Source organism: Rhodococcus sp. JS3073, assembly GCF_026810085.1.
Lineage (GTDB): Bacteria > Actinomycetota > Actinomycetes > Mycobacteriales > Mycobacteriaceae > Rhodococcus_F > Rhodococcus_F wratislaviensis.
This window is the reverse complement of sequence record NZ_CP113952.1, coordinates 743,530-757,612: the sequence shown is the minus strand read 5'-3', so window position 1 is coordinate 757,612 and position 14,083 is coordinate 743,530. Positions and strand designations below refer to the sequence as shown.

Sequence of the window (14,083 nt, the reverse complement as noted above, 5' to 3'; positions counted from 1 at the left end):
GGTTCACACTCCTTGGATGGCGAGCTGGAGCGACTCTTCGTCGGGGATGTTGTCGCGGTCGAAGTCGGCGTCGATTCGCCCCTGTCGCATGACGAGGACACGATCGGCGACGGCGAGAAGCTCCTCGAGCTCGGACGAGATCAGGATGATCGCGGTGCCGGCGTCGGCGAGGTCGAGCACCAGTTGCATGATGTCGGTCTTGGAGGCGATGTCGACGCCCGTGGTGGGTTCGTCGAGAATCAATACCCGCGGCGGGACTCCCACCTCGCCGAGGCCCAGCCATTTGGAGATGACGACCTTCTGCTGGTTTCCGCCCGAGAGCCGGCCGACTGGCTGGTCAATGGCGGTGGTGCGTATCCCGAGCCTTTCCGCGAGGTCCGCGCAGAGATCACGGCCTCGGCTGTCATCGATGAACGGTCCCCGGGTCAGCCGGGTGAGGCTGGGTAGCAGCAGGTTGGTCCGGACTGAATGCTCGCGTACGAGGCCTTGCGATTGACGGTCCTCGGGCACGAGCATGACACCCGATTTGATGGCGTCGAGTGGCCGGCGTGGCCGGATGGGTATGCCGTCGACCACTATCCGCCCCGAGTCGCTTCGATCGATGCCGAACAGGCATCGTGCCAACTCCGTTCGTCCGCTTCCGATCAGGCCGGCGAGTCCGACGACCTCGCCGGCGGCCACCTCGAACGAGACGTTGTCGAGACGGGTTCCCGCGCTGAGGTTCTCGACGGAGAGGGTGATCTCACGACGGGTCTCGGCGTCGCGCGTGGTTCTGGTGAAACCGTGCAGGATCTCGCGACCGACAATGGATTCGGCCACTTGTTCGGGCGGGACTGCGGACACGTCGTCGGTGAGAACCCGGCGGCCGTCGCGGATGATGCTCAGGCGATCGGCGACGCGTGCTATCTCGGCCATTCGATGACTGATGTAGACAATCGAGATGCCCTGTGTCTTGAGCCTGCCGATGAGGGTGAACAGGGCTTCTACCTCGGAATACGGAAGGCTGGCGGTGGGCTCGTCCATCACGAGGACACGTGCTTGCATGCTCAGTGCCTTGGCGATCTCGGTGAGCTGCCAGTACCCGACAGGGAGATCTCCGATCAGGCTGCGCGGGTCGATATCGGCGCCCATGCGGTCGAGCAGCGCCCTCGCCTGTCGGTTCAGGCTTCGGTCGTCGATGAGTCCGAACCTGTGTGGCTCGTGACCTAGGAAGATGTTCTGCGCAACCGAGAGGCTCGGGATGAGGCTGAACTCTTGGAAGACCATGCCGATGCCGGCTGCTGTCGCATCGGACGGTGAGTGGAAGTCCACTGGTTGCCCGTCGATGATGATGTCCCCGGCGTCGGCGCGGTGAACGCCTTGCAGGATCTTCATCAGTGTCGATTTTCCCGCGCCGTTGCCACCGAGTAGTGCGTGGACTTCACCTTGGCGCAATTCGAAATCGACGCCGCGCAGGACTTCCACCTTGCCGAAGGATTTGTAGATGTCCCGCATGGAGACCGCGATTGATGCATCCCGCGAGGTGTTCATCGGCCGCTGTCCAGGGCCTGCTGGAGGTCGCTGGGGGCGTCTGAGTGATACAGGGACGTCCATGAGTCGACGAGATTGTCGCGAGTGACGGGGAGGGAGGGGAGCTCGACGAAGGCTGGGGCTGGTTTGCCGAGCAGCGCGTAGGCTGCGAGTTTCGCCTCGACGGCGCCCTGGTCGTAGGGTTGCGCGGCGGCGATCCCAGTGACGAATCCGTTTTGGGCCATATCGATGGCGACGTTGTTTCCCAAGTCCACGGTCGTGACGGCGAGTTCGTCGCGTCCCGAGGCGCGGGCGGCGTCGATGGCGCCCTCACAGGGGGCGTCGAAGAAGCACCACACTCCTCCCAGCTGCGGGTGTTTGGTGAGCCACGCGTTGACGTTCGAGTTGCCCTCGCCCTTCCAGTCCGGTCCCAGCAGGCCCTTGTTTTCGACGATCGTGATGTCGGGGTAGTCCTTCTCGATCGTTTCGGTGAAGCCCTGTTCGCGCAGGACATTCGTCGGGGCTTGGGCGCCGTGGTGGATCACACCCACTTCGCCGTTGCCGCAGAGCGCTTTCGCCATTTGGTGTGCCCCGAGAACGCCGGCCCCGTAGTTGTCGGTGGCGACGACGGAGACGTAGTCCTGTCCCGGCTGGAAGTTCTTGGCCGGGTTCTCCATGAAGACGAGCTTGACGCCGGCGTCTGCAGCCTTCCGGTAGGCGGGCGCGAGTGCAACGGGGTCGAGGGACGGGATCGAGACCATGACGTTCGGTTTGGCCGAGAGCGCGGTTTCGATATCAGAAAATTGTTTGGCGGGATCCGCCTGGGCGTCGGTCTGGGCAACGATTCTGATGCCGAGTGTGTCGAACTCGGCCTTGAGCGCCTCGACCTGGGCGTTGCTCCAGCTGTCCCCGGAGAAATGCATGACAACCGCCGCGGTGGCGTTCATGGCGCGGATTTGGGCCACCTCGGCGTCGGTGAGTTCGATGGATGTTGCCGGGGCGGAGGTTTCACCATAGGGGCCCTTACCGATGACGCCGCCACTGGTATAGGCCGCGATCGCGGCGTCGTACGAGGTCGTGTCACAGTCCGCGCCGGCGGCGCTAGAAGCCGAGTTCGAGGTACACCCGGTGGCAGCGCCCGCAACGAGGAGTGCGGCGGCCACCACCGCGTATCGGCGGCGGCTGGGCTGTGAGGGATGTTCCGGCTTGGGGTTCCGGCTACGTGCGGACGCGGGGGTCATGCTGCACCTCTGGGATGTGTGATGGGAAGAACTGTGGGCCCGGCTGCCGGTCGTTTCGATGGCACTGACCGCCGCCTCGATTAATGTCGATTTTCACTTTATTGACGTCGATTGTCGACGTCAATGGTTTCGCGAGATCTCTATCACATCTCCGTTTCGATGTGACATGGGAGACGAAGCGGTGATGTTCGCTCACGACGCCGCCGACACACGGTGGGCCGCCAAGCGTGTCGCTCGGCGGCCCACCGGTGACTGCAGGATGCTGTACCGCTAAGCGGACGCGTCTCCTGCGCTGGAGAGGGTGATGCTTTTGCTCTGAGTGAGCGAAAACAGTCCCTCGGGACCGCCTTCGCGACCGAATCCCGACTGCTTGACCCCGCCGAAGGGTGCCGCCAGGCAGGGGAAGGTGGCGTTGATGACGAAGACACCGGATCGCACTCGACGGGCGACGTCCAGGCCCGCCTGCTCGTCGGTGGTGAACACCGACCCGGAGAGTCCGTACCTGGAGTCGTTCGCGATGGCGATGGCTTCATCGAGAGTGTCGAACGGGATGACGCAGAAGACCGGACCGAAGATCTCGTTCTGGGCAGCCTCCATGTCGTTGGTGACGTTGGTGAGCAGGGTGGGTTCGAGGAAGTAGCCTTCCAAGCCGCGGGGCCTGACACCGCCGGTGGCGATGGTCGCGCCTCCTGCCACGGCCCGTTCGATGTAGCTTTCGGCGCGGTTCAGGAAACGCGTTGCCGCGAGGGGACCCCAGGTAGTTTCGGGGTCTGCGGGGTCGCCCATCTTCAGTGCCTTCAGGCCGGCGACGAGTCCGTCGACGACGTCGTCGTGGATCTCTCGGGCGACGAGGAGTCGGGTCATGGCCACACAGATCTGGCCGCTGTAGAGGGCCATCGCGTCGACGAGGGCTGGGACTGCAATGTCGAGGTCGGCGTCGGCGGCGACAATCGCGGCGGACTTTCCGCCCAATTCCAGCACGACGTTGGCGACGCGGTCGGCGCACGCGTGCATGACGGACATACCGACCTCGGTGCCACCGGTGAAGTGGACGGCCGCGATCCTGGGATGCTCGACGAGGTACTGGCTGACGTCGGCGTCGCCGGCGAGGATGCTCAGAACGCCAGGTGGGAAGTCGGCGTCGGCGGCCGCGTCGGCGAAAAGGTAACCGAGCATCCGGCATTCGCGCGGCAGCTTGATGATCATCGTGTTCCCGGCCAGCAGGCCCGGGATGATTGCGAGTGCAAACTGCATGTGCGGGCCGTTGAACGCCACAATCCCCACGGCGGGTCCGATCGGCTCCTGGCGGACCTCGATGCGTCCCATCGAGGTCTCCCGAGTCTCGATCCACGCAGCGGTCCGGGACTCGTCGAGCGCCCGATTCCACAGATCCGAGGCGGCCCTGGTGAGTTCGTCGCCGTTGCGGAACGGCATACCGGCCTCGAGTGCCCAGACTCGGACGATCTCATCGAGACGCTTGTCCAGCGCGCCACAGAACCTCGCGACGATCTCGCGTCTCGCGTCGTGGGTCAACCCAGCCCAGGAGTCGAAGGCGTCGTGGGCCTGTGCGACGGCGAGTTTTGCGTCGTCAACGGTAGGGCGAGGCAGCTGGCGAATCACCCGTCCGTCGAAGGGCGCGACGACATCGGCGAGTTCACTGCTCTGTGGAGCCACCCAACGGCTACCGATAAAGAGTTCGTTCGCATGGGGGACGTTCATCTAGATCTCCTCTGTGTGATGGTCCGCACCGGTGGCTCGAACGACGGTCAGCGGACCCGGCGGCAGCACGGCGCGGCGAAAGTGGTGGCGCACGGGGGCAGCCCACGATGACAATATATGTCGAAAACAACCATAATCATGTCGAACTGTTTCGTCAACAGGCTAGATGAGTACTCGCGTCGGCGTATATGCTGATCGCATGACGCTAAATGGGGGTGGCGGATCCCTGCAGGAGTCGCCGGCGATGCGCACAAAACGACGCATTCCGGGCGGGGGTAACGGGTCGCCACCTGCGAAACGGTCCGGCGGCCGGATGGCGAGGACCGGCGAGGTGCTCAACCTGGTCCGGCTCGGGAAGGTCGAGACCGTCACCGAGTTGGCGAAAACGATGGGCCTGGCCCGGTCGACTGTCAACGATCGACTCGACATTCTCCAGCAGATCGGGCTGCTGACGACCGGGGGCGAGACCTCACCGGGTCGAGGCCGGCCCGCGAGCCTGTTGGCGTTCAACGCGGCCGCCGGCGTCACCCTGGTGGCCCAAGTGGGTATGAGTGGAACGATGCTCGCAATCACGGACCTGGACGCCGAGATCCTCTGGCGCACCCAGGTCCAATTCGACGTCTCCCGCGGCCCGGACGCGTTGGTCGAGATGGTCTGCACTGTTTTCGGTGATGCCCTGGCGGAACTCGAGATTTCCGCCGGCCATGTCTACGGCGTGGGGCTGGGACTTCCAGGCGACGTCGAAATCTCCACGGCCCCTGCATCGAACCGATCGGGTGGGAGTCGCGAGTGGGTGAACTTCCCCTTCGCGGAACGCCTGTCGCAGGCCTTTCATGCACCGTCGTTCGTGGACAGGGACGTCAACCTGATGGCGATCGGAGAGCACCGAACGGGATGGCGCGACGCCAACGTGCTGGTGTCGTTGAAGGTCGGAACTGTTGTCGCGTGCGGTCTGGTGATCAATCACAACGTGGTGCGCGGGGCCACCGGAATGGTGGGCGAGATCGGCCACACCAAGATCGCGGGCGTAGACCGGCCCTGCCCATGTGGGAGCCGGGGATGCCTCAACACCATTGCCGGTGGACCAGCCTTGGCTGCTGCCCTCGTGGAGCAGGGTTTCGAGGCGCACACCGCCCGCGACGTAGCTGACCTGGCGAATGCCGGGATCGTTCCGGCTGGCCAAGCCGTGCGCGAGGCCGGCCGTCACGTCGGTGAGGTCATGGCGTCGGTCATCAATCTCCTCAACCCCGACGTCGTGACGGTGTGGGGATACCTGGTCGATGCCGGTGACCAGTTCCTCGTCGGGATGCAAGAGTCGATCTACAAGACGGCACTTCCGTCCTCCGCTCGCGCCTCGGTCATTACCCGCGCGCGTCTCGGCGACGACGCCGGGCTGCGCGGGGCCGCGTTGGCGGTCATCGAGGACGCCTTGGCGCCCGAAGCGATCGACGAGTTGGTGGCGACGGCCGACGCCGGATGACGTCGCGGGTGTTCGAGCAACCCGCCCACAACTCCGGCCGGAAAGCCAGCGATTGCCGACGGGCACCCAGTCGCGCCGACTGTACCGATAACTCAGTGGTCACGCTTGCCCTGTCCGCTCACCTTGTCCGCCCGCCCGGGGATCGTGCACCCGCTCCCCGGTGGGCCCTTCTACAGGGATGGCGGAGGCGGGTAGGCGGCCGAGAGCCGTTGCGCGACACTCCGATCGCATTTCATGGAAGTGATGATCTGCCAGAGCCGCTCGAAGAAAGTCGCCCTGGTGATTCCGTAGGTGACGAACAGCTCCGCCTCGGGCGGCCCGCCGAACGGTGCCCAGATGTCGGCGAATACCAGGAACACTTCGGTTTCATCGCGGACGACCCTAGGGCGGCGGGTCGTGGCGGTTTGTCTCTTTTGCCGATGTAGCTGTCGGTAGTTGCGTACGTCGGCTTCTATCGCTGCCTGATCCTGCTCGCGCCGCAAAGGGCCGGGATGCAGAACGGGGCGGTCCCGTCCGGTCGTGGTCGACAAATCGCCGCGCTGAAGGTGTTCGGGCATAACCGCATCTGCTCTCTCTGACGAACCGGTGAGGTGCGCTCGATTCCAGGCATTGACCGGATGGGCTTAGAGCTTGTCTCATGTGGGAAGTTTCTTGAAGCAAGTGAGTGCCGCGGCGAGGTGGAGGAATCCGGCGAAGTGCTCGGCGTGGCGTTCGTAGCGGATGGTCAGACGTCGGTAGCCGGTGAGCCAGGCGATGGTGCGTTCGATCTTCCACCGGTATCGGCCCAGCCGGTCGTTCCTCTCGATTCCGCGGCGGGCGATGCGTGGGACAATTCTCTCTTCGCGCAGCCACCGGCGGTGCTTGTCGTAGTCGTAGCCCTTGTCGGCGCCAAGCTTTCCGGGTTTGCGACGGCGCGGCCCGCGTCGGGATTTCACCGCCGGGATCGCGCTGACCATCGGTTGCAGCAGGGTGCTGTCGTGGGTGTTCGCCGCGGACACATCGACGACCAGCGGGATGCCGTTGGCTTCGGACAGGACGTGGATCTTCGACCCCTTCTTGCCGCGATCGACCGGACTCGGCCCGGTCAGCGATCCCCCTTTTTCGCCCGGACGCTCGCGGCGTCCAGGATCGCGGCCGTCCAGTCGAGTTCACCGGCGCTTTCGAGCCGGTCGAGCACCTCGCGGTGCAGTCTCTCGAACACCCCGGCCTCCGCCCAGGCGGTAAATCTTCGGTGCGCGGTAGGAACGGTGACCCCGAACGAGGGCGGCAGATGCCGCCACGCACATCCGCTGGTCAGCACGTACACGATCGCGGTGAACACCGCCCGATCCTCCACCGGCGCACTGCCACCTCCCTGCGGCCGTGCGGCGAATCGCGGAATCAACGGTTCGACGATCTCCCACAACGCATCCGGCACCAACCGCAGTGACAACCCATCTAACACGCGTCACATTATGTCCCATACGCCACTTCATCCACATGAGACACGCTCTTAACCGACCGCTGTTGTCGCCCACTCACGCGGCGGGGCGGGACCTCGTACTAACTCCTCGCCGCATGAGCGGCCGCCGACGGTGACGAATGGTGCGGCTCGCCTGGCTCCCCGAACATTGCTGGTGCACCGCGCAATGCGGGTGTCAGCGTCCGGCGAAACCGGCGTCGACCGGCAGGCTGACCCCGGTGACGTAGCGGGCTTCCTCGGATGCCAGCCACACGATGGCATTGCTGATGTCCTCGGGCTCGACCATGTCCACCGGAAGCGCGTTGGCCATGTTGGCGTCCCACCCAGGGTGCGCCTCGAGGAACTCGCGGACGTGATCGTTGTTGATCAGCTTCGTGTTGACGCCGGTCGGGTGGATTGTGTTCACCCGGATCATTTGCGGTGCAAGCTCATTGGCGAGGGTGCGCATCAGACCGACAACTCCGTGCTTCGCTGAGACGTAATGTGCGAGGTTGATCATGCCCTTGGTACCTGCGGATGAGCTGGTGATGGCAATGGATCCTCCGTTGCCCGCCGTGATCATCGCAGGGATGGCTGCTTTGACGGTCTTCCAGACTCCAGTGAGGTTGACGGCGATCATTTCGTCCCACTCTTGCTCGGTGATAGACCAGGTGTTGGGGACCAAGCAGGTGAAGGCCGCGTTGGCACAGACGATGTCGAGTCGGCCGAACTCGGCGACACCGGCATCGACGAACTGCGCAGTGGTGTCGGCGTCGCGCACATCGATTTCGGCGGTCAGGATACGTCGTCCCAGCGTTTCCACGAGTCGTTGCGTTTCCTTCAAATCCTCGGAACTGGCAAGCGGGTACTGCACGGTGTCGAGTTGCCGGCACACGTCGAATGCGAGGATATCGGCACCTTCTTCGGCCATGCGGACAGCGTGGGACCTGCCCTGACCGCGTGCCGCGCCGGAGATGAGTGCCACTTTTCCTTCGAGTCGTCCTGACATAACGATTCCTCTCTGCTTGTGCGGTTGTCCATGATCTGTTGTTGGCTTTCGTGCACTCCCGGAATGAGACGCACTATCGTCGGCGCCGCGCTTGCGTCGGAGTTGCTGATTCGGGGCGTCGTTAGTGTTCGTACCTACCGGGTCAGCTGGCTGTGTCGCGCATTGTCGCGAGGTCCCTGCGGTGCGTTTCCTTCGCCAGTCCGACGCCGATGATGGTGATCACTGCGGCGGTGACGACGTAGATGGCCACCGGGATCGACGAGTCGAAGGCGCCCAGCAGTGCGATGGCGATCAACGGTGCGATGGCGCCGCCGATCACGGTCGTGACCTGAGCGCTGATCGACATGCCCGTGTAGCGGATCCTGGTGGGGAACTGTTCGGCGAAGAACGCTGCCTGGGGCCCGTAGAGCGCGGAGTGGAAGATGAGCCCGCCGACCATGGCCACGAAAACGAGGGTCGAGTTCCCGGTGTCGAGGAGCCAGAAGAAGACCCAGATCCAGCCGGCGGTGCCAATCGCTCCGCCGAGCAGCACGGGTCGGCGACCGAATTTGTCCGAGAGTGCACCGAAGAAGGGGGTCGCGAAGAGTTGGATGACATTGGCGAGGACGAGAGCATTCAACACGACACTCTTGTCGACGCCGGCCCTCTCAACGGCGTACACGAGGATGAATGCGGTCAGGACGTAATACACGATGTTTTCGGTGAGACGTGCACTCGCGCAGGCTGCGAGCTCGCGGCGGTGCTCCCGCAGAACCGTCTTCGCGGGGGCTTCCACTGCCCCGGCGGTCTCGGCTCGTTGGTGTGCCTCCACGAACAATGGTGCATCCTCGACCTTCGACCGGATCCAATAGCCCACGACCAGCAGCACGGCGGACAACAGGAAGGGGATCCGCCAGCCCCAGTCGAGGAACGCGTCGTCATCGAGGGTGGCGGCGAGCACGGCGAGCACTCCGGTGGCGATCAGGTTGCCCAGCGGGATGCCCGCCTCGGGCAGGCTGGTCCACGCGCCGCGCCGTCGTGCGGGAACCCGCTCCGCGACGAGGAGCATCGCCCCGCCCCACTCCCCTCCGAGGGCGAAGCCCTGGATGAGCCGAAGTGCGCTGAGGGCAACGGCGGCCCACACACCGATGGCTGCATAGGTCGGTAAGAGTCCGATCGCGAAGGTGGCGCCGCCCATCAGGACCAGGCTGATGATCAGCAGCGGCTTGCGTCCGATGCGGTCACCGAAGTGGCCGAATACGAGTCCGCCGACAGGGCGTGCGAAGAAACCGAGGGCGTAGCTGAGGAAGGCGAGCAAGGTGCCCACGATCGGGTCTTCGGCCGGGAAGAACAGTTTGTTGAATACGAGGGCAGCGGCTGAGCCGTACAGCAGGAAGTCATAGGCTTCCAGCGCCATGCCGGTGGTGCTGGAGGCGACGACGCGGGCGAGCCCTCGACGTGACGTCGGAGGTGCCTGGTTCGCGGTCGTACTGTTGCTGGACATGGGTGTTTCCCTTAGGTTCTGGTCGTGAGATAGGCGTCGAGGTCGACGGGTTGCCCGGTAACTTGGGATGCGTGCGCGGCTTCCATGAGGGCGACCACTGTTCGTGCTTCCGCTGCCGAGGACTGCGGGGTCCTGCCGGTACGAATCGCGTCGACGAACTCCCGGAATTGGTTGTCGAATGAGGAGTCGCCGTTGATGTACGGAACGACTTTCTCCTCGACAGTGGGGATGTCGTTCACCCAGAGGTTTCGGTCGTCGATGAGGCGCATGCTGCCCTGTGGTCCGTTGATGAGTCTGTCGTTCACAGGAACCCGGGTGTTGAGCGAGATGTAGCCTGAGGCGAGACTGCCGTCCTCGAATTCGACCATCAGCATGGCCTCGTCTTCACCCTCCCACAGATCGCGCAGGCGCCGAGTTTGGGCGTACACCCGGGTGGGGCGGTTGTTGATGAGCCAGAGCATGGTGTCGATGACGTGCGGGCCGTTGAGTCCCAGTGCGAGACCGCCGGCGTCGGAGGCGGACTTCCACCACTCCGTTGCCACGTGCTCGGCGAAGACGCCGAGGGTATGAGTCAGGGTCAGGGGCCGACCGAGGTCGGATACCCGCTTCTTTGCGGTCTGCGCTCCCTCGAAAAAGCGTCGGCAGTGGGCGACCATGAGCACTCGGTAATGTGACTTGGCGGCGTCGATCATGCTGTCGGCGTCTGCTAATGAGGTGGCGAGCGGCTTCTCGATGAGCACGTGCTTGCCGTTTTCGACCAGTGCCCTGGTCAGTGGTGCGTGCACATGGTTGGGCACGGTCAGGACGACCGCGTCGATATCGTCGGCGAGGATGACCGCTTCGGCATCGTGGATGGCACGCTCGGCGCCATATCGGGTGGCCAGGTCCTGGGTGCGTTCTTTCTCGTGCGGCAGGCCTGCGACCGCGACAAGCGTGGCAACGTCGCTGGCGGAGACAATGGCGGGTAGGTGCGCTGAGGCGATACGGCCGGGGCCGATCAGTGCAACGCGGAGCTTTTCGTTCTCAGACATGGGTGCTCGCTTGGGCTGTGTGGGGGACGTGGCTGAGGTAGTCGAGGAGTAGACGGGCAGCAGAGTTCGCGAAGGCCTCGTCGTTTATGTGGTGGTCGATTTCGATCACAGTCACCGCTGAACCGGACAGGGACGACTGCACGGCGTCGAACAGATGCTGGCGTGCCTCGGGACGGTCGAAGGGTTCGCCTTCGGCGTCGAGGGCCGAGGTACCGCGCAGGGGAATCAGCAGTGTGCAGGGGCCGGTGGCGAGGCTGAGTTTGCTGCCGATTGCTGCGCCGATCTGTCGTGCCTCATCGCTGGTGACACGCATGAGTGTGTTCTCGGCGTTGTGGTGGTAGAGCAGACGGTTCGAGAAGCCGTCCGGGATTGTGTCCGGTGCTCCGAAGTTCACCATGTCTGTGGCACCGAGCGACACCACTTGGGGTACGCCGTGCAGGGCGGCGCTTTCGAGGCGGGTGGGTCCGGCGGACAGGATGCCGCCGACGATCTCGTCGGACCACTCGGTGGTGGTGAGGTCGAGCACCGCATCGAAGTAGCCCTCCGAGATCAGGCGTTCCATCGCCCGGCCGCCGGCGCCTGTGGCGTGGAAGACAACAACCTCGTATCCCGCGCTCTCGAGAATTCTCTTGGCGCGCATGACAGCCTGGGTGGTGACACCGAACATCGAGGCGGCGACGAGGGGCCGGTCCCGAAGGGGAGAGGTCTCTGGTCTGGTGCTGAGACCGTTGACCATGCCCGCGAACGCGTCAGCGGCTTGGGTGTAGGTCATTGTGCTGATCCGGTTGAGACCGGCGATGTCCACAATCGACGGGAACATCACAATGTCCGAGGTGCCGACGTAGTTCGCGGTGTTCCCCGAAGCAACCGTGGACAAGATCGCCTTGGGAAAGCCCAGCGGCAGATCCCGCATCACGGTCGATCCGATGGTGGTGCCCGCGCCGCCGCCGAGGGCGAAGACACCCGCGATCTTCTGGTCGGCGACCAGATCTTCGACGATTCGTCGGGCGCCGATCCCCATGGCGTCGACAGCCGCCGAACGATCGTGCCGCCGCCTGAGTGCGCCCAGATCCATTCCGGCGGCGGCGGCCACCTCCTCGCGGGTGCTATCCGCTTGAAGAAGGGGTTTGTCGAGCACTCCTACATCGATGAGATGCACCCGCACCCCATGCTCACGCAAACGATCGGCTAGATAGCCGGCGTCGTCCGCTTTGGTATCGAGTGCCGCTATCAGGGCGACTGTTGTGGTCACGGTGTTGTCCTGTTCAGAGGGTGAGGATGCCGCCGTTGACGTCCAGGGTGGCTCCAGTGATGAACCGAGACAGGTCGGACAGCAGGAACAGCGTGGCCCCGACGACGTCCTGCTCGTACACGTTGCGACCCAACGGAGTCTGCTTTGCCAGCTCCACCAGATCTGATTCGCGGTTCAGATCCGTGAGCAGATCGTTCATGCGTACCCCGACGATCCCTCCGGGGCAGATGGAATTCGCCCGGATGTTCTGCGGCCCGAACTCTTTGGCGATGTGCCTGGTCAGCCCGAGAATGCCCGCTTTGGCGGCCGAGTAATGGCACCCGAGGAACGGGCTCGACGTGCGCCCGGCTAGGGACGAGATACTCACCAGTGCGCCGCCGCCGGATTTGGCGATGTGTGGGATCGTCGCCTGGTAGCTGACGAAGGCGCCCTTGAGATTCGAATCGATGATGAGGTCCCATTCGTCACTGCCGATTTCGAGGGTGGGACGTTGGGCACGGTAGGCGCCGGCCGAGTACACGACATTGTGCAATGCGCCGAATGTCTCGACGGTCTGGGCGGCCACGCGCTCGGCATCCTCGGGCCGGGTGGCGTCACCGGCAACGCCGAGAAAACGGTCACCGTAGTGCTTGAATTCCTCGGCGACAGCATCGACACGTTCTTTGTTCAAATCCGAGATGGCGACTCGGGCACCCAGTTGCAGGAGGTTGTCGGCGGTCGTCCTGCCCGTTCCGCGGGCGCCTCCGACGACCAGCGTGACGGTGTTGGCGAGCTTGTCGCCGACATCGGTCCAGTTGAAATTGTCTTGCAGGTGGGCGGGCATGGTGGTCCTTCTTCGATGTGGTGAGTGGGCCAGGGATCAGTTCCTGCCTCAGGCAGTCGTGGTTGCCTTGAACGCCTCGGTTGTCTGCGTCAGGGCTTCCTCGACCGGAAGTCGTTCCATGCTGGAGGCGCCCACGAAGCCCACGGCGTTCGATCGCTTCATCACGTACTCGGCGTCCGACGGTGTGGCGATGGGCCCGCCGTGGCACAGAACGATGACGTCGTCGTTTGCCGCGAGTGCCGCCTCCCCGATCGCCTGCACCCGGTCGCAGGCGTCTTCGAGGGAGAATGCGCCGTCGGTCGATATCCCGATGCTGCCACCCACAGTCAGCCCCATGTGGGCGATCACCGCGTCGGCTCCGACCGCTGCCATGGCCGCAGCTTCCTGCGGGGTGAAGACATACACGATGGTGAACAGACCCAACTGGTGGGCGATCTCGATCATCTCGACCTCACGCTGGAAGCCCAGACCCGATGCCTCTAGTTCCTCCCGGATGCGACCGTCGAACAGGCCCACTGTCGGGAAATTGTTCACGCCGGAGAAGCCCGCGGCCGCAACCTGATCGAGCAGGCGGTGCATGTCGCGAGTCGGATCAGTCCCGTTCACACCCGCAATGACTGGCGTGTTGCGCACAACCGGGAGAACCTCACGCTCGCCCATCTCCAGAACGATCGCATTGGCATCGCCGAGAGGAAGGAGCCCGCACATCGAACTGTGACCTGCCATGCGGAAGCGTCCAGAGTTGTAGACGATGATGACATCGGCCCCGCCGCGCTCGATGAACTTCGCCGAGATACCGGTGCCCGCCCCTGCACCGACGATCGGGCGCTGTTGGCTGACTTCCGCGCGTAGCCGGTCGACAACCTGCTCTCGGGTGAACGACATTCGGACCGCCCTTTCCAAAACCCACTATGGCGTGACCGCCATCACTTATTTATGTCGAATATCAACATAACTTTGTCGACATTCGCTGTCAACCTCTCTGGCGTTGAGGTATGGACAAGATCCGTACGAATGCTGGCGCGCGGGATCGGAGCAGGCCACCCTCTACAGATGGGCGAGGCGGCGTCGGTGGGGTCCGCGTCGTATCCAATG

The 14,083-nt window shown here is 64.1% G+C and carries 12 protein-coding genes; 1 reads left to right on the top strand and 11 read right to left on the bottom strand.

Features of this window, described 5'->3' with window-relative positions; all coding sequences use genetic code 11:
* Positions 1–3: 3 nt before the first annotated feature.
* The 3 genes from OYT95_RS41320 to OYT95_RS41310 form a co-directional block, all read right to left on the bottom strand.
* Positions 4–1,530: a sugar ABC transporter ATP-binding protein gene (locus OYT95_RS41320; RefSeq protein WP_268792398.1), complete on the bottom strand. Its 1,527-nt coding sequence runs from the start codon at positions 1,528–1,530 to the stop codon at positions 4–6.
* Complete coding sequence (locus OYT95_RS41315) at positions 1,527–2,750, bottom strand: substrate-binding domain-containing protein (protein ID WP_268792397.1); 1,224 nt, start codon at positions 2,748–2,750, stop codon at positions 1,527–1,529. The genes OYT95_RS41320 and OYT95_RS41315 overlap by 4 nt, the downstream gene beginning before the upstream one ends.
* A gap of 270 nt (positions 2,751–3,020) precedes the next feature.
* The gene (locus OYT95_RS41310) at positions 3,021–4,469 is read right to left on the bottom strand and encodes an aldehyde dehydrogenase (protein WP_268792396.1); all 1,449 of its coding nucleotides are present in this window, start codon (positions 4,467–4,469) and stop codon (positions 3,021–3,023) included.
* 199 nt (positions 4,470–4,668) lie between these two features.
* Between OYT95_RS41310 and OYT95_RS41305 the strand changes: the two genes are divergently transcribed.
* Complete coding sequence (locus OYT95_RS41305) at positions 4,669–5,949, top strand: ROK family transcriptional regulator (protein ID WP_268792395.1); 1,281 nt, start codon at positions 4,669–4,671, stop codon at positions 5,947–5,949.
* Between the two features lie 170 nt (positions 5,950–6,119).
* On the opposite strand, the gene OYT95_RS41300 is transcribed toward OYT95_RS41305, so the two are convergent.
* The 8 genes from OYT95_RS41300 to OYT95_RS41265 form a co-directional block, all read right to left on the bottom strand.
* Positions 6,120–6,506 (bottom strand): hypothetical protein, encoded by a 387-nt coding sequence (locus tag OYT95_RS41300; RefSeq protein WP_268792394.1) that lies wholly within the window; start codon positions 6,504–6,506, stop codon positions 6,120–6,122.
* 78 nt (positions 6,507–6,584) lie between these two features.
* Positions 6,585–7,393 (bottom strand): IS5 family transposase gene (locus OYT95_RS41295; protein WP_268792393.1). Its coding sequence is split into 2 segments (ribosomal slippage): positions 6,585–7,051 and positions 7,051–7,393, totalling 810 coding nucleotides; the frame shifts between segments, so codons are not numbered across the junction.
* Between the two features lie 193 nt (positions 7,394–7,586).
* Complete coding sequence (locus tag OYT95_RS41290) at positions 7,587–8,399, bottom strand: mycofactocin-coupled SDR family oxidoreductase (protein WP_268792392.1); 813 nt, start codon at positions 8,397–8,399, stop codon at positions 7,587–7,589.
* 142 nt (positions 8,400–8,541) lie between these two features.
* Complete coding sequence (locus tag OYT95_RS41285) at positions 8,542–9,882, bottom strand: MFS transporter (protein WP_268792391.1); 1,341 nt, start codon at positions 9,880–9,882, stop codon at positions 8,542–8,544.
* A gap of 11 nt (positions 9,883–9,893) precedes the next feature.
* Positions 9,894–10,913: a Gfo/Idh/MocA family protein gene (locus OYT95_RS41280; RefSeq protein WP_268792390.1), complete on the bottom strand. Its 1,020-nt coding sequence runs from the start codon at positions 10,911–10,913 to the stop codon at positions 9,894–9,896.
* Complete coding sequence (locus tag OYT95_RS41275; RefSeq protein WP_268792389.1) at positions 10,906–12,165, bottom strand: Tm-1-like ATP-binding domain-containing protein; 1,260 nt, start codon at positions 12,163–12,165, stop codon at positions 10,906–10,908. Before OYT95_RS41275 ends, OYT95_RS41280 begins: the two co-directional genes overlap by 8 nt.
* A 13-nt stretch (positions 12,166–12,178) precedes the next feature.
* Positions 12,179–12,988, bottom strand: a complete 810-nt coding sequence (locus tag OYT95_RS41270; protein ID WP_268792388.1) for an SDR family NAD(P)-dependent oxidoreductase — start codon at positions 12,986–12,988, stop codon at positions 12,179–12,181.
* 48 nt (positions 12,989–13,036) lie between these two features.
* Positions 13,037–13,873, bottom strand: coding sequence for a phosphoenolpyruvate hydrolase family protein (locus OYT95_RS41265; RefSeq protein WP_268792387.1), 837 nt, complete (start codon positions 13,871–13,873; stop codon positions 13,037–13,039).
* Positions 13,874–14,083: the final 210 nt, after the last annotated feature.